Source organism: Streptosporangium saharense (assembly GCF_014203715.1).
In the GTDB taxonomy this organism is placed as follows: Bacteria; Actinomycetota; Actinomycetes; order Streptosporangiales; family Streptosporangiaceae; genus Streptosporangium; species Streptosporangium saharense.
Map to the genome: position 1 here is coordinate 220,446 of NZ_JACHJP010000002.1, position 15,749 is coordinate 236,194.

Consider the following 15,749-nt stretch of genomic DNA (forward strand, 5'->3'; position numbering starts at 1 on the left):
TCCTCCGACGGAGAAAACGGGCTGCTCAGCGCCTGGGCCGCAACGCGGGCCTGGCCGGGCCGGACTTGGGGAGTTCGTCGACGACACCGGCGACGGTTGGGGCGTTGAACAGGGAGCGGATCGGCAACTCGGCGCCGAGGACGCTACGGATGCGGCTGACCAGCTTGGTGGCGAGCAGGGAGTGCCCGCCCAGGTCGAAGAAGCCGTCGTCGATGCCCACCCGCTCCAGGCCGAGGACCTCGGCGAACAGGCCGCACAGGATCTCCTCCCGTGGGGTGCGCGGGCCACGGCCACCGGCCGTTCCGAAGTCGGGGGCGGGCAGCGCGCGCCGGTCGACCTTGCCGTTGGCCGTGACCGGCAGGGCGTCGAGGGTCACGACCGTCGGCACCATGTAGGCGGGCAGCCGTTCGGCCATGTGTTCGCGGACCTGCTCCGGGGTGGCCTCCCCGACGACGTAGGCGACCAGTCGTTTGTCACCGGGTTTGTCCTCGCGGGCCACCACGACCGCCTGCCGGACCGAGGGGTGCTCACCGACCACGGCCTCGATCTCGGCGAGCTCCACCCGGAAGCCACGGATCTTCACCTGGTCGTCGCTGCGGCCGACGAACTCGATCTCTCCCGAGGCGCTCCACCGGACCACGTCCCCGGTGCGGTACATCCGCCCGCCGTACGGACAGGCCACGAACCGCTCGGCCGTCAGGGCCGCTCTGCCGACGTAGCCCCGGGCCAGGCCGGTGCCCGCGATGTACAGCTCGCCCGCCACTCCGGCCGGGACGGGCCGCAGCCCCTCGTCCAGCACGTAGACGCGGGTGTTGTCCATCGGACGCCCGATGGAGAGGCGTCCCGACCCGGTCTCAAGCTGGGTCACGCAGAGCGTCGTCTCCGTCGGGCCGTACAGGATGCGGATCGTGACGCCGGGGTTGGCCGCGCGCACCCGCCGCACCGCGTTCGGCGAGACCACGTCACCCCCGGTCAGCACCTCCCGCACCCCCGCGAAGGCGTCGGGATCCTCCTCCGCGATCACCCGGAACAGACCGGCCGTGACGTGGACGTGGGTGAGGTCATGCTGTCTGACCAGCGAACGAATCCCGGCCGCGTCCATGTTGCCGGGTGGCGCGACGACCACCTGACCACCGGAGAGCAGCGGCACCCACAGCTCGTAGGTCGAGGCGTCGAAGGCGTGCGGCGCGTGGAACAGGATCCGCTGCCTGTACGGCTGCCGCCAGCACCTGTCCGTCACCAGGTCGATCACGTTCTGGTGGGTGATCGTGATGCCCTTCGGCACCCCCGTGGACCCCGAGGTGAACATGACATAGGCGGCGTTGTCGGGCCTGGTCGTGTCCGGCACGGGCTCTGTGGCCTCAGAAACGGCGGTCGGGGTGATGGTCGTGATCTGCAGGTCGTGGACGGTGTCGGTGAGCAGGAGGGTGGCTCCGGCGTCGGTGAGGATCTGCTGGAGGCGTTCTTTGGGTTGCTGGGGGTCGAGAGGCAGGTAGGCGGCTCCGGCCTTGAGGATGGCGAGGATCGCGATGACCAAGGTGGGGGAGCGGTCCATGAGGATCGCGACCCTCCGGGCACCGGTGAGCCGGTGCGCGAGGTGGTTGGCCTGGGCGTCGAGCTCGGCATAGGTGAGCTGACTGTCGCCGGAGACCACGGCCACGGCGTCAGGGGTCTTAAGGGCCTGTTCGGTGAACAGCTTGTGCAGGGTGCCGACGACCTGGGGGACTGCGGTGTCGTTCCACCCGGTCACCAGCAGGTCGCGTTCCTCGTCGGAGAGCACGTCGATGGCCGTGATCGCACGATCGGGGTCGTCGGCGATCGTCCGCAGCACCCGGACCAGCCGTTCGGCCAGCGTTGTCACGGTCCCGTGGTCGAACAGGTCGGTGGCGTACTCGATCATGCCGGTCAGGCCGTCGGCGGTCTCGGCGAAGTTGAAGGCCAGGTCGAACTTCGCGACGTCCAGGTCGAAGGGGTACTCCCGGCACTCCAGCCCGGCGAACTCCTCGGGCAGCGGGATCTGCCCGTTCATCGCGATGAGGGTCTGGAAGAGCGGATGCCTGGCCGGGACGCGCTCCGGGTTCAGATGCTCGACCAATCGCTCGAACGGCACATCCTGGTGCGTGTAGGCGTCCAGGTTGGCCGCCCGCACCCGGCCAAGAAGCTCGGTGAAGGTCGGATTCCCCGACAGGTCGGTCCGCAGCACGAGCGTGTTGACGAAGAACCCCACCAGGTCGTTGAGCGCCTCGTCCGTGCGTCCCGCGGTGGGGGTGCCGAGCGGGATGTCGGTCCCTGCTCCCAGGCGGCTGTAGAGCGTGGACACTGCGGCCTGCAGCAGCATGAACAGGCTGACGTGGTGCCCGGCGGCCACCCTGGTCAGCCTGGCGTGCAGTTCGGCGTCCACCTGGAACGGCGCGTTCCCACCCCGATGGCTCGCCCGGTCCGGTCTTGGCCTGTCGTACGGCAGCGCCAGCTCCTCGGGCAGTCCGTCCAGCGCGGCCTGCCAGTGGGCGAGTTGCTCGTCCTGGAGGCCGCCGAGCAGGTCACGCTGCCAGAGGGCGTAGTCGGCGTACTGCACCGGCAGCGGCGCCCAGTCAGGCATGTCTCCTGCCAGCCGGGCCCGGTAGGCGAAGGCCAGGTCGTCGAAGAAGGGCCTCAGCGACCAGCCGTCCCCGGCGATGTGGTGCAGCAGCAGGACCAGCACGTGTTCGTCAGCGCCGTGGGACAGCAGCCAGGCCCGCACCGGGATGTCCACGGCGATGTCGAAGACGTGCTCGACGGAGATGCGCTCAACCGTCGCACGGGCCTCGGCGTCGTCCGCGCAGACACGCGTCTCCAGCACAGGTCGGGCGTCCTCCACGACCCGCAGCCGTGGCAGCCCCCCGACCGAGGGGAACGTCGTCCGCAGCGCCTCATGCCTGTTGACCACATCGGTCAGGGCCTTTTCCAGTGCCCCGGCGTCTACGGGACCGCGCAGCCGTACGGCGAAAGGAGTGTTGTAGAGGGCGCTCGGTCCCTCCAACTGTTCGATGAACCACAGGCGTTGCTGGGCGAAGGACAGCGGGACGTGCTCGGGCCTTTCGAGGGTTGTGAGCGCGGGCCGTACGGCACCGGCCTGTTCGGTGGACAGGTAGCGCTCAAGGCGGGCCACGTCGGGGTTCTGGAAGAGCGCCCTGATGGGCAGCTCTGTTTTCAACACGGCGCGGATGCGGCTGACCAGCTTTGTCGCCAGGAGCGAATGCCCACCGAGGTCGAAGAAGCCGTCGTCAACGCCGACCTTCTCGACACCGAGGACCTCGGCGAACAGCCCGCACAGGATCTCCTCGCGGGGGGTACGCGGCTCACGTCCTTCGGTGACCTCGAACTCGGGGGCGGGCAGCGCGCGACGGTCGATCTTCCCGTTGGCCGTGACCGGCAGGGCCTCCAGGGCCACGACCACCGGCACCATGTAGGCGGGCAGCCGCTCGGCCACGTGCTCACGCACCTCCTCCGGAGAGGTGTCCCCGACGACGTAGGCGACCAGCCGTTTGTCACCGGGCTGGTCCTCCCGCACCACCACGACGGCCTGCCGGACCGTGGCGAGCTCGCCGACCACGGTCTCGACCTCGCCCGGCTCGATCCGGAAGCCCCGGATCTTCACCTGGTCGTCGGCACGGCCCACGAACTCCAGCTCTCCGGAGGTGGTCCAGCGGACCAGGTCCCCGGTGCGGTACATCCGCCCGCCGTACGGACAGGCCACGAACCGCTCGGCGGTCAGCCCCGGCCTGCCGACATACCCCCGGGCCAGACCGGAACCCGCGAGGTACAGCTCACCCGCGACGCCTGCCGGGACGGGCTGCAAGGCCGTGTCCAGGACGTAGACCCGCATGTTGTCCAGCGGACGCCCGATGAGCACCGACGCCGAGGACATCCGGTGGCAGGTCGCGAAGGTCGTGGTCTCGGTGGGGCCGTAGCCGTCCACCACGACCACCCCGGGACAGCTCTCCAGCACCCGTCGCACCGCACCCGGTGCGACCACGTCACCGCCGGTCCACACCTCCTTCACGGCCGCGAAGCACTCCGGTGCTTCCTGCGCGACCAACGTGAACAGCCCGGCCGTCAACCACAGCGCGTCAACCTCACCGTCGGCCAGCAACCGCGCGAAGTCAGCCGTAGCGAGCTGCCCCGGAGGGGCCACGACCACCCGGCCGCCCGACAGCAGCGGCACCCACAGTTCGAACGTCGAGGCGTCGAAGGCCAGCGGCGAGTGGACCAGCACACTCCCTGAAGTGATGCCGTCGAAGCAGCGGCTGTGGGCCAGGTCGACCACGTTCCGATGGGTGACGGCGACGCCCTTCGGCACCCCCGTCGAGCCCGAGGTGAACATCAGGTAGGCGCGGTTGTCGGGCAGCACGCGGACGACGGGCCGCGCAGGAACCCGCTCGGCCTCGTGCACCCGGAGGGTCCGCAGCTCCCGGGTCAGCGGGTGCTCCCGGTGCGCCTCGTCGACCAGCAGCAGCGTGGTGCCGCTGTCGGCCAGCACGCGGTTGAGCCGCTCCAGGGGATACCGGTCGTCGAGCGGCACGTACAGGCCGCCGCCCCTGAGGATCGCGAGCAGCGCGGTCACCTGGTCGGCGGAGCGGTCCATCAGCAGCGCGACCGGGGTCTCCAAACCCATGCCCGCGAAGGCCAGCCGGTCGGCCAGTCGTTCGGCCCGCAGGTCGAGTTCCCGGTAGGTCAGCTCCTGGCCGTCGCAGGTCAGGGCGACGGCGTCCGGGGTGCGTGCCACCTGGGCGGCGAACAGTTCGGGCAGGCTCGCCTCGGGAACCGGGTTCGCGGTGTCGTTCCACCGGTCGAGGATCTCGGTCCGCTCCTCGGGCGTCAGCACGTCGGCGTGGCCGACCGGCGAGGCCGGGTCGTCCAGCAGGTGGCCGAGCAGCCGCCCGAACCTGCCGAGCAGGGCCGTGGCCGCCTCGTCGGTGAAGGCCGAGGGCTGGTGGTCGAGCTGCAGGCCGAGCCGTTCGCCGGGGGTGACCGCGAGCAGCAGCGGGTAGTGGGCGCTGTCGGCGTCCTCGACCAGCGTGACGTCCAGGACGCCCTCGATGCCCAGGGGGCCGCTGTCCGGGTAGTTGCCGTGGACGACGACCGTGTCGAACAGGCCGCCGAGCCCGGCGCAGCGCTGGATCTCGGCCAGTCCCAGGTGCTGGTGGTCCAGCAGTTCCGCCTGTTCGGCCTGGACCCGGGTGAGCAGCGCCGCCCAGCTCTCCCCGGGGCGGATCCTGGTCCTGACGGGGACGGTGTCGATCAGCAGGCCGACCATCCGCTCGACGCCGGGGATCTCGTGCGGGCGCCCCGAGACCGTCATGCCGAAGGCCACGTCACCCCGGCCGGTCAGCCGGGTCAGCAGCACTCCCCAGACCGCCTGGACCACGGTGTTGACGGTCACGCCGTGCCGTCTGGCGAGCCGTACGAGCCGGTCGGTGGTCTCCGCGGGCAGTTCCGTCCGCAGGCGCCGGGGCAGCTCGGGGACGCCCTGTCCTGGCGCGACCAGCGTGGGCTCCTCGAACCCGGCCAGCGCCTCGGTCCACGCCCGCCGCGCCGCCTCCCGGTCCTGCCGGTCCACCCAGACCAGATAGTCCCGGTACGGCACCCGGTCCGGCAGCGCGGAGTCGTCGCCGTGGCTCGCGTACAGGGCCCACAGTTCCTCGGCGAAGATCGGCATGGACCAGCCGTCGAGCAGGATGTGGTGGGCGGAGACGACGAGCCGGTGGTGGCCGGGTGTATCGCGCAGCAGCAGCCAGCGCACCAGCGGCGGGCGGGACAGGTCGAAGCGGCGGGCGCGCTCCTCCTCGACGATCCGCGCGGCGTGCGCCTCGAAGTCGTCAACGCCGGACAGGTCGATCTCGGTGAAGGGCGCCCGCACGCCGTCCACGACGACCTGGAACGTCGAGCCGTCCTCGCCCCGGTGGAAGGCGGCACGAAGGTTGGGGTGGCGTTCCAGCAGGGCCGTCGCGGCGGCGCGCAGGCCGGGCACGTCGAGGGTGCCGGTCAGGTCGAAGCTGCAGGCGGCGGTGTAGACGTCGGCGGCCCCCAGGTCGTACTCGGAGTGGAAGGCCATGCCGCGCTGTGTCGCGGTGGCGGGCCACACGTCGGCGACGTCGGCGGGCCGGTGCGCCGCGACCAGGGCGTCGAGTCCGGCCTGGTCGATCGTGACGAGGGGGAAGTCGGAGGGGGTGTGGGCGTTCGCGGTGCCGCGCCGTACGTGGGCGGCGATGCCGCGCAGCGCGGCGAACCAGGCCTCGGCCAGCTCGGCGGTCTCCCGCTCGGTGAGCAGTTCGCCCGCCCACGTCCACTCGGCCAGCAGCGTCGGCCCGTGCGGGGTGTCGAGGGTGAGGGCGTCGAGGCCGAGGGCGTGCGGCAGGGACATGCCGTCCTCGCCACCCTCCCCGACCAGGTCGGCCCCGGCCAGCCACTCCTCGCCGGTGACGTCGTCCATCGGGAAGCGGCCCAGGTAGTTGAACTCGATCCTCGGTTCCGGGTGCTCGCCGAGGACGGCTCCGGTCTCGGGGTTGAGATATCTGAGCAGGCCGTAGCCGATGCCGTGGTCGGGGATGGCGCGCAGTTGCTCCTTGACCCGTTTGAGCGCGACGCCGACTCCCGTGCCTCCCCGGGTCACCTCGGGCCAGGGCACCGCGCCCGGGTCGAGCCGTACCGGGAAGACCGAGGTGAACCAGCCGACCGTCCGCGACAGGTCCACCCCTTCGACGATCTCCTCCCTGCCGTGCCCCTCGACGGCCACGAGCACGGGCGTCCCAGAGCCGGGGGTACGGCGGGCGCGCCAGTGTCCGAGGGCGAGGGAGAAGGCGGTCAGCAGCACGTCGTTGACCTGCGCGTGGAAGGCGGCGGGGGCCCGGGTGAGCAGCGGTTCCGTGAGGTCGGGCGGCAGCGCGAGCCGTAGCGAGCCGACGGTCGCGTAGGTGTCGCGGGCCGGGTCGAAGGCGCGCTCACCGAGCGGTGTCTCCGGCGTCTCCAGGATCTCGGCCCAGAAGGGCAGTTCGGCGATCCGCGTGGCATCCTTGGCGGCCTCGCCCAGCCGTCGTGCCCAGTGCCTGAAGGAGGTCGGCACCGGTTCCAGGGCCGTTTCCGGTTCGCGCAGCGCCGCGAGCAGGTCGGCCTGGAGGGTCCGCCAGGACACCCCGTCGATGACCAGGTGGTGGACGACGAGCAGCAGCCGCGTGCCGTACCTCACGGCCTGGACCATGACCCCGGCCTCGGGCCGTAATCGTGCCGGTGCCTCGCGCGCCGCCGTCGCGTAACCCGACTCGTCGGTCACGACCCGGAGCACGTCCTCGGCGCGCACCGCGCCCTCCGGCTGGACGTGGAGGCTCCACGGCCGCACGGCCAACGAGGAGGTCCGCGTCCGCAGCACGTCATGCCGGTCCAGTACGGCCCGCAGCGTGGCGGCCAGGTGTTCGTCGGTGGTTCCCTCGGGGAGGGACAGGCTCATCGACTGGTGGTATCCGTCCAGTGGGCCTTCCTGGGCGGCCAGCCAGGCGATGACGGGGGTCGGCGGCACCTCGCCGAGGTTCGCGCCCGCCTCCTCCTTCACGACGGGCCGCTCGACCGTCCCGGCGAGCCGCGCCAGGGCCGCCACGCTGCCCGCGGTGAAGACGTCACGCGGACTGATCCGCAGCCCGGCCCTGCGGGCCTCCGAGACGAGCTGGATCGCGGTGATGGAGTCGCCGCCGAGTTCGAAGAAGGACTCCTCGACCCCCACGTTCTCCAGGCCGAGGACCCTCCGGTAGAGCTCACAGAGGGTGCCTTCGAGGCCGTCAACGGGTGTGGCCGCGTCGGAACGGCCGAAGACCGGGGCGGGCAGGGCCCTCCTGTCGATCTTCCCGGCCGTGTTGAGCGGGAAGGAGTCGAGCACGACGATCGCGGCGGGCACCATGTAGTGCGGCAGCCTGCCCGCGCAGTGTTCGCGCAGCTCGGCGGGGTCGGCCGTGCCGACGACGTAGCCGACGAGGCGTCTGCGGCCAGGCTCGTCCTGCCGGGCCAGCACCACGGCCTGCCGTACGGCGGAGTGCTCGGTCAGGACCGCCTCGACCTCGCCGGGCTCGATGCGGAAGCCACGGATCTTCACCTGGTCGTCGGCGCGGCCGAGGAAGTCGAGTTGCCCGTCCGCGCGCAGCCGTACCCTGTCGCCGGTGCGGTACATCCGCTCGCCGGGCTCCCCGAAGGGACAGGCCACGAAGCGTTCCGCCGTCAGGCCCGGCCTGCCCACGTAACCTCGGGCCAGTCCCGGTCCCGAGACGTACAGCTCGCCCTCGGTCACCGGGCGCAGGGTGGCGTCCAGGACGTGGATTCCGGTGTCCACGCAGGGCAGGCCGATCGGTGGTTCCTCGTCGCCGGTCAGGGGGCCGCTCATGGTGGCGGTGACCGTGGTCTCGGTGGGGCCGTAGCCGTTGAAGACGGCGCGCCCGGCACTCCAGCGTGCGACCAGTTCCCGGGGTACGGCCTCGCCGCCGACGACGATCGCGCGCAGGGTGGGCAGCGGCACGTCGGGCAGGGTGGCCAGCATCGCCGGGGACAGGTCGGCGTGCGTGACGCCGTACTCGTCGATCAGGGCGGCGAGCTCCTCGCCGACCATCTGGCTCTGCTCGCGCGGCAGCACGAGGGCGGCGCCGTTGGCGAGGGTGTTGACGATGTCCGAGACGGAGACGTCGAAGCTGAGGGAGGCGCCCTGCAGCACGCGGCTGGTGGCGTCGATGCCGGTCAGGCCCGCGTGGGTGGCGACCAGGGCGGCGAGCCCGGCGTGGGTGACGGCAACGCCCTTGGGGGTGCCGGTCGAGCCCGAGGTGTAGATGACGTAGGCGGTGTTGGCCGGGGAGACGGGCCGCAGCGGCGCCGTCTCCTCCGGACCCGTCGGGAGGTCCGCCAGCAGGAGGGGAAGGCCGCAGTCGGGCAGGCCGGGGGCCGTCTCCGCCGAGGTGAGCACCAGCTTCGCCCCGGAGTCGGCGGCCATGCGCGCGATCCGGTCGGCGGGCAGGGAGGGATCGACCGGCAGCCAGGCCGCCCCGGCCTTGGCGATCGCGTAGAGGGCCGTGATGGCCGTGACGGACCTCGGCAGCGCCAGGGCGACGACGTCCTCCGTGCCGACTCCCCGCCCGGCCAGCAGCCGGGCCAGCCGACCGGCTCTGCGGTCCAGTTCGGCGTAGGTGAGACGGGTTTCCCCCGCCACCAGGGCGACGGCGTCCGGCGTCCTGGTCACCTGCGCCCCGATCAGCTCCGGCAGCGTCACCGGGGATACACCACCAACCGCGGACATGCGGTTCCCTCCTTCGGCTTTCCCGCGTGCGTCAGCTGTTGTCGTCCATGGCGGCGATGAGGCTCTTCGGGCGCATGTCGGTCCACGACTCCTCGATGTGGTCGAGGCACTCCTGCCGGGCGGCGTCCCCGAAGACGACCTCCCATCCGGCCGGGACCGGGCTGAAGGTCGGCCAGAGCGAGTGCTGTCCCTCGTCGTTGACGAGCACGTAGTAGCGGGAGTCCGGGTCCTCGAACGGGTTGGCCATGACGGTGTTTCCTTTCTCGGGCTTTTCAGGGTTTTCAGGCGAGGACGAAGAGGAGGTTGGAGCGGGTGGGGCGCCGCGCGGGCGGGGCCTCCAGGCGGGCGAAGAGGTCGCGGGCCAGTTCGGGCAGGTGCTCGGCGAGGTAGAAGTGGCCGCCGGGGAAGGTCAGGGTGGAGAACGCGCGGGCGGTCGCCCTGGACCAGGCCGCGACCGACTCCGCCCCGACGCCCCGGTCCTGCGTGCCGTAGTAGGCGTGGACGGGACAGTCCAGCGGGGTCGTTGCCGGTTCGGTGTAGCGGTCGAGCAGGCGGTAGTCCGCCCGGATCGCCGGCATGATCAGCTCACGCAGTTCCAGGTTGTCGAAGACGCACATGTCGGTTCCGCCGAGCTGTCCGACCCGTGCGATCAGGGCCTCGTCGTCGGCGTTTCCGAGTCCGAGCCGGGGCGCCAGCCAGGGCGCCGCGCAGCTTGAGGCGAACAGGGTCCTCAGCGTGATCCCGTGCCAGGCCGCGAGCCGTACCGCCACCTCGTAGGCGACCAGCGAGCCCAGGCTGTGGCCGAAGAAGGCCAGCGGCGCGTCGTCGAAGCGCGCGCAGGCGTTGGCGATGGCTCCGGCCAGCTCGTTCATGTCCTCGGCGAAGGGGTCGCAGAGCCGTTCCTCCCGCCCGGGGTAGCGGACCGCGAGGAGCTCGACGCCTTCGGGCAGCACCGATTTCCAGGTACGGAAATATCCGGCGGAGCCCCCGGAGTGCGGGAAGCAGACCAGCCTGACGTTCGGCCTGGGGCACGGCTTTATCGCGTGGAACTGACGCTCGGAGGTCGCGACCGGGTTCGTCGGTGGCATGTCGCGTCCTTTCGTCGCTGGAAGGTGGCTTTTCATGGGCGGATCTCAGGGGTCCGCGAGAGGCTTTTCCGCGCGGTCGGCGGCGGAATGTTCGTCCGGGGAAAGGGGTTCATCCGTGTCAGCCGTCAAAGGGGCGACTTCGGTGACCTGCCGTAATGGCCGGCCGGAGGAAGAAGAACCATCACAAAGGCCGGGGAGTCAGGAAAAATGGTGAGCAGGGCTCAAAAACTGGCTCGTGCACGTGGCCGGAACAGGCCGCGCGGGCTCACTGTCAGCTCACTGCCAGCCGGTTCCGCTGTGGACGACCACGAGGGCGGAGCTGGTCGGGGCGGGGAGGTCCGCGGTGCCGACGGCCAGGGCGGCGAGGGCCGTGAGGGCCGAGGCGGCCAGGAGGATGACGACGCGGGAGGGGAGGGTGCGCAGGGTGTCGACCATGACGAGAGTCCTTGTCGGATCAGAGCCTCACGGCTCCGGCGGGGCGGTCGGCGCCTCGTCAGGTCGCCTTCCAGGTTTGCTCATCCCGGGGTGTGAGACTTATCTTCATCACCGTTTCCCCTGCTCGGAAGGGGGTTGAGCTGGCCTGTCTATGCCGTGGCCGGAACCGTTCACCAGTTCATCCGGAGAGTTCTCCGGGGCTTTCCCGCTCAAGGAGCAGCTCGTAGAAGGGCCCGATCAGGGGCGCCTGTGCCGTGACCTGCTCCCACTCCCGCAGTTCGGCGTGGGCGGCCAGCGTGCGGCGCACCACGGCGGCGGCCCGCTCCTCGGCCTGTTCGAGCCCGTCGGCGCCGAGCACGACCCCGAGCACGGGGTACGGCCTGGCGTGCGGATGGACCGCGACATGCTCGATCCGCTCGTCGGGGACGGCCGTGGCCAGGATCCGGCCCGCGACGTCGGCGGGCAGGCCGCTTCCGGCCGACGACCTGACCTGCACATGCACGAGGTACATCGGCGTCCGCTTTCTCGTCGTCGCGAATTGCCACTGACTGCCAGTGGGGAGGTATGTCATAAAAAATTAAAGTTTTTGGCGAATTGAACCTTGCTATCCCGGTTGGGGCTCTGCCACGATTCCGATCAACGGCGATGCGTGATCCAAAAGGAAATGCAGGTGCTCACTTCCCTGGGGTTGACTAAGGTCGCTGAGTCTGTCTACCGTGCGATGTTGGCCCGGCCCAACGATGGCGTCAGCGAACTCGCCGGACGACTCTCGTGCGAAGCGGACGACGTGCGGGCCGCGCTGGACGAGCTGAGTGAACTCGCTCTGATCCGCCCCTCCCAGCAGCAGGACGGTCATCTGCACGCGGTCTCTCCCGACATCGGGATGGAGATCCTGCTCAGCAGGCAGCAGGCCGGTCTGATCGCCCAGCAACAGCGCCTTGAGGAGTCCCGCGCCGCCGCCGCCCGCCTCATCGCCGACCACGCCAGCCTCAGGTCCGAGGCCGGGGGAACCGGGGTCGAGCAGATCGTCGGCATCGACAACATCCGCGACCGGATCGCGGTGCTCTGCCGTACGGTCTGCAGAGAGATCATGACCTTCGCGCCGGACGGCGCGCAGACGGCGGAGAACCTGGAGAGCGCCCGCCCGCAGGACGCCGCGGTGCTGGCCCGGGGAGTACGGCTGCGCATCGTCTATCTCGACAGCCTGCGCAACAACCAGCCGACCGTCGACTACGCGGATTGGATCGTTCAACGCGGCGCCGAGGTGCGGACCGTGGCGACGCTGCCCAACCGAATGATCATCATGGACCACAGCACCGTCGTCATCGCGGTCTCCAGCGACAACACCGCCGCCGGGGCGGTCGTCCTGACGGGGGAGGGCACCGTGACCGCCCTGTGCGCGCTGTTCGAGAGCGTGTGGGCGAGCGCCAGACCCCTGTCCGACGCCGTCCCGATCAACGCGCACGGCCTGTCGCCGCAGGAGCAGAGCGCCCTGGCCCTGCTCGCGGAGGGACACACCGACGAGGCCATCGCCAAGCGGCTTGGCGTCTCGCCCAGGACCTCCCGGCGACTGGCCGCCACGCTCATCGAAAGGCTCGGAGCCCGCAGCCGGTTCGAGGCCGGCGTGCGGGCGGTGCGCCAGGGCTGGCTTGAGCATTAGGCCCCCGACTCCTGTGGTCGCGGCCACCGGGCGGTGCGGATGACCCGCTTGCTCAGGGCGTAGACCCCGGCGGCCAGGAAGACGCCGCTGACGGCCAGCACCGCGGGGACAGGCCCGGCGTACTCCAGCAGGAGCCCGGCGACGAACGGGCCTAGGGCCGCGCCGACCGTGAGCATGGTGATGGTCGCGGTGATGGTCCGGCCGCGCAGGGCGTCGTCCACCTGGCGGAAGATCAGGATGTCGACCAGCACCATGGTCGCCGGCAGCGGCAGCACCGCCAGCGCCAGCACCACGCCGTACCACCAGAAGCCAAGCGGCACGGCCAGCGCCGCGGTGAGCGCGCCGCCCCAGACGTAGAGCCCGATCAGCAGCGCGCCGGGGCTCAGGTGCCTGTGCAGTAGACCGACCAGCCCGGCCCCGGCCAGCCCGCCGACCGACACGATCGTGAAGGCGAACCCGACCTCGGCCTCGGAGCCGCCGTTCGCCCTGATCAGGACGACCACCAGCAGGTCGAGCGCGGAGCCGCCGAGGTTGAGCACGCTCAGCGCGATGATCGAGGCGCGCAGCACCGGGACGCGCAGCAGCAGCGCCAGCCCGCCCAGCATGCCCCCGCCCGGCTGCGCCCGCCGCTCCCGGCTCGCCTCTTTGTCCCTGGGTACGGCCAGCGCGCACAGCGCCGAGACGACGTAACCGGCCACGATGCCGACGACGGGCAGGGTGCGGGAGGCCGCGTAGAGCATGCCGCCGAGCGCCGGGCCGAGGATCGAGGCGCTGTGCGACCTGACCTCCTCCTGCGTCAGCGCGCTGGTCAACTGGGCGGGCGGGACGACGCTGCGGGTGGCGAGCATGCGGGCCCCGCTGGACAGCGGCTGGGTGAGGCCGGTGACCGCCGCGAGGGCGAGCAGATGGACGACGCCGGGCGTGCCGAAGGTCAGGGCGAGCAGGAGCGTGGCGAAGGCCAGCGCCCGCACCAGCTCGGAGACGATGAGCAGGGTCCTGCGGTCGTAGCGGTCGAGGATCGCCCCGGCGGGGACGCCCGCCGCGAAGGCGGTCACCCCGGTGACGAGGCCGTACAGACCGGCGACCATCGCCGAGCTGGTCACCGCGAGCACCAGCACGGGGATGGCGACCAGGGCCATGTTCACCGACATCGCCGCGCCCGCGCCGCCGACCCACAGGGCCTGGAAGCGCCGGTTACGACGTAACGGCAGATCGGCGGAGTCCGCCTGAGCCTGGGGCGTTTCTGTCACCGTCATCGTCTTCGCCTTCGTTCTCGGTGTCATGATCGTTCACATCGTCACATACATTCATGCTAACGTGAATGTTGACGGATGCGCTACTGTTACGCAACCAGTGAAGTTGACCGGTGATGGAGCCCGAGATGATGGAAGCCAGCCTGTCCGAGAGCGTGGTCGTCGACGTCCGCAGGATCACCGACCTGGAGACCCTCCGCATGCTCGCGGACCCTCTGCGCCTGTCGATCCTCGCCGCCTTCCCCAGCGGGGAGCAGGCCGACCCCCTCACGGTCAAGGAGCTGGCCGAACGGCTCGGCGAGAACCAGACGAAGCTGTACCGGCACATCAAACAGCTCGAAGAGGCCAACCTCATCTACGTCGCGCAGACCAGGGTGGTCTCCGGGATCATCGAGAAGCGCTACCGGCCGACGTACCGGAAACTCACCATCGAGAACGACGTGTTCAACCTGGCCCAGGACTCAGAGGACTTCAGCGACACCACCCTGGCGCTGCTCGAATCGGCCCGCGACCGGCTACGCGCCGACCTGCGCGCGGGCCGCGTCCCCCTCGACCCCCCCGCCTACGGCCCCGACCTCAGCCTCCAGATCAGCAGCGTCCGGGTGAACATGACGCCGGAGCGATATGTGCGGGTGCGCACCGCGATAACCGAGCTGATAGAGCAGGAGGCCCACAGCGACGAGGGCCCCGGCGTCCTCCCCGTCGTGATGCACGCCCTCCTCTACCCCACCCTGGAGGAACAGCCGAAGGCCCCGTGAGCGTGGAGCTCACCATGCCCAGCGGTGGGGGAGCGGTCGGCGTCCTCGTCCTGTCCGGCTCCAGCGGGCGGATCGAGACGGAACGGTCACGTCTACTGGCCCGGCAGGGCGCCGTCGCACTGCCGATCCGCTGGTTCGGCGGCCCCGGCCAGCCAGAGGGGATCTGCGAGATCCCGCTGGAGACCTTCGGCGACGCGGTGGACCTCCTCCTGGACACCGGGGTACGGCACATCGGCATCCTCGGGGTCTCCAAGGGCGCCGAGGCCGCGCTGCTCTTCGCCGGACTCGACCCCCGCGTCGACGCGGTGGTCGCGCTCTCGCCCACCTCGCTCGTCTGGGCGAACGTCGGACTCGGTGTCGATGGGCGCACCCACCCGTACCGGTCCTCGTGGACCTGGCGGGGTGAACCGGTGCCGTTCGTGCCCTACGACGACACCTGGGTCCCGGCCGAGCCGGAGGGGTCTCCGGTGGCCTACCGGCGGCTCTACGAGCGCAGCCGTACGAGATTCGCCGCGGAGGCGGAGGCCGCGACGATCCCCGTCGAGCGGATCGACGGCGACCTCCTGCTCGTGGCGGGCGCGGACGACCGGATGTGGCCGTCACTCACCTTCGCCGAGGAACTGGCCGCCCGCCGCATGGCGGCAGGACGTCCGGTCCGTGTCGTCAGCCACCCGGAAGCGGGCCACCGCCCCCGCCTGCCCGAAGAGTCGCCCGCCCCGGTCTCGCCCCACCGTCTGTACGGAGGCTCCCCGGCCGCGGACGCCGCCCTGGGAGCGGCGGCATGGCCGTACATCCTCAGGACGCTTCGGCTAACGCCGTGACCCGCGGTTCCGGGGCGAGGTGGACGCCGGTGACGTCGGTGGCCAGGTGCTTGCCGCGGGCCTGATCGACGAGGTGCGCATGGACGTCGTACCCGTCGTGTTCGGGTCCGGCAAGCGCTACTTCGGGTCGGTGCACGCGCAGCACCTGTTGGAGGATCCTGACGTGGCGATTCAGGGCGACCGGGTGCTTCACCTGCGCTGCCGGGTGCGCCGCTGACCGATCTGAGCGGGTACGCGAAGAAGTCCACCGTGAACGGTGACACGAGGTCGGGCCTCCGGGTCCCTGGTCGGGCAGCCGATCAGTAGAACCGGGTGAACTCAATCGCGCGTACCCGGCTGTGCGATTCTTACCGACAGCCCCGGCTCCGCCCGTGTCCGGCACAGGCGATCCGTAGCGCGGACCGGGCCGACGTCCGTGCGTTCGGCTTCG

General features: G+C 70.9%; 10 protein-coding genes. 4 read left to right on the forward strand and 6 right to left on the reverse strand.

What is annotated here, in order from left to right:
• Positions 1 to 25: 25 nt before the first annotated feature.
• The 5 genes from FHS44_RS10040 to FHS44_RS10060 form a co-directional block, all read right to left on the reverse strand.
• Positions 26 to 9,304: a non-ribosomal peptide synthetase gene (locus FHS44_RS10040; RefSeq protein ID WP_184713700.1), complete on the reverse strand. Its 9,279-nt coding sequence runs from the start codon at positions 9,302 to 9,304 to the stop codon at positions 26 to 28.
• 31 nt (positions 9,305 to 9,335) lie between these two features.
• On the reverse strand, positions 9,336 to 9,551 hold the full coding sequence (locus FHS44_RS10045) for an MbtH family protein (RefSeq protein ID WP_184713701.1): 216 nt from the start codon (positions 9,549 to 9,551) through the stop codon (positions 9,336 to 9,338).
• Positions 9,552 to 9,585: 34 nt separating this feature from the next.
• Positions 9,586 to 10,392: a thioesterase II family protein gene (locus FHS44_RS10050; protein WP_184713702.1), complete on the reverse strand. Its 807-nt coding sequence runs from the start codon at positions 10,390 to 10,392 to the stop codon at positions 9,586 to 9,588.
• A gap of 276 nt (positions 10,393 to 10,668) precedes the next feature.
• A complete protein-coding gene (locus tag FHS44_RS10055; protein WP_184713703.1) occupies positions 10,669 to 10,827 on the reverse strand; it encodes a hypothetical protein in 159 nt (52 codons plus the stop codon).
• 178 nt (positions 10,828 to 11,005) lie between these two features.
• Positions 11,006 to 11,338, reverse strand: coding sequence for a hypothetical protein (locus FHS44_RS10060; RefSeq protein ID WP_184713704.1), 333 nt, complete (start codon positions 11,336 to 11,338; stop codon positions 11,006 to 11,008).
• 210 nt (positions 11,339 to 11,548) lie between these two features.
• Between FHS44_RS10060 and FHS44_RS10065 the strand changes: the two genes are divergently transcribed.
• Complete coding sequence (locus FHS44_RS10065) at positions 11,549 to 12,487, forward strand: helix-turn-helix transcriptional regulator (protein WP_246435394.1); 939 nt, start codon at positions 11,549 to 11,551, stop codon at positions 12,485 to 12,487.
• Here FHS44_RS10065 and FHS44_RS10070 read toward each other — a convergent pair.
• A complete protein-coding gene (locus tag FHS44_RS10070) occupies positions 12,484 to 13,743 on the reverse strand; it encodes an MFS transporter (protein WP_184713706.1) in 1,260 nt (419 codons plus the stop codon). The two genes, FHS44_RS10065 and FHS44_RS10070, sit on opposite strands and share 4 nt — an antisense overlap.
• Before the next feature lie 125 nt (positions 13,744 to 13,868).
• On the opposite strand from FHS44_RS10070, the gene FHS44_RS10075 reads away from it, so the two are divergent.
• The 3 genes from FHS44_RS10075 to FHS44_RS10085 are packed head-to-tail and all read left to right on the forward strand — an operon-like array spanning position 13,869 to position 15,536.
• Positions 13,869 to 14,498 (forward strand): winged helix-turn-helix domain-containing protein, encoded by a 630-nt coding sequence (locus tag FHS44_RS10075; RefSeq protein ID WP_184713707.1) that lies wholly within the window; start codon positions 13,869 to 13,871, stop codon positions 14,496 to 14,498.
• A complete protein-coding gene (locus FHS44_RS10080) occupies positions 14,495 to 15,319 on the forward strand; it encodes an acyl-CoA thioester hydrolase/BAAT C-terminal domain-containing protein (RefSeq protein ID WP_221460635.1) in 825 nt (274 codons plus the stop codon). The genes FHS44_RS10075 and FHS44_RS10080 overlap by 4 nt, the downstream gene beginning before the upstream one ends.
• 19 nt (positions 15,320 to 15,338) lie before the next feature.
• On the forward strand, positions 15,339 to 15,536 hold the full coding sequence (locus FHS44_RS10085) for a dihydrofolate reductase family protein (protein WP_221460636.1): 198 nt from the start codon (positions 15,339 to 15,341) through the stop codon (positions 15,534 to 15,536).
• The last annotated feature ends 213 nt before the right edge of the window (positions 15,537 to 15,749 follow it).

Coding starts and splice junctions, on each gene's coding strand:
- FHS44_RS10040 (WP_184713700.1), bottom strand. CDS start 9,304: ATGTCCGCGGTTGGTGGTGTATCCCCGGTGACGCTGCCGGAGCTGATC.
- FHS44_RS10045 (WP_184713701.1), bottom strand. CDS start 9,551: ATGGCCAACCCGTTCGAGGACCCGGACTCCCGCTACTACGTGCTCGTC.
- FHS44_RS10050 (WP_184713702.1), bottom strand. CDS start 10,392: ATGCCACCGACGAACCCGGTCGCGACCTCCGAGCGTCAGTTCCACGCG.
- FHS44_RS10055 (WP_184713703.1), bottom strand. CDS start 10,827: ATGGTCGACACCCTGCGCACCCTCCCCTCCCGCGTCGTCATCCTCCTG.
- FHS44_RS10060 (WP_184713704.1), bottom strand. CDS start 11,338: ATGTACCTCGTGCATGTGCAGGTCAGGTCGTCGGCCGGAAGCGGCCTG.
- FHS44_RS10065 (WP_246435394.1), top strand. CDS start 11,549: ATGTTGGCCCGGCCCAACGATGGCGTCAGCGAACTCGCCGGACGACTC.
- FHS44_RS10070 (WP_184713706.1), bottom strand. CDS start 13,743: ATGACGGTGACAGAAACGCCCCAGGCTCAGGCGGACTCCGCCGATCTG.
- FHS44_RS10075 (WP_184713707.1), top strand. CDS start 13,869: ATGATGGAAGCCAGCCTGTCCGAGAGCGTGGTCGTCGACGTCCGCAGG.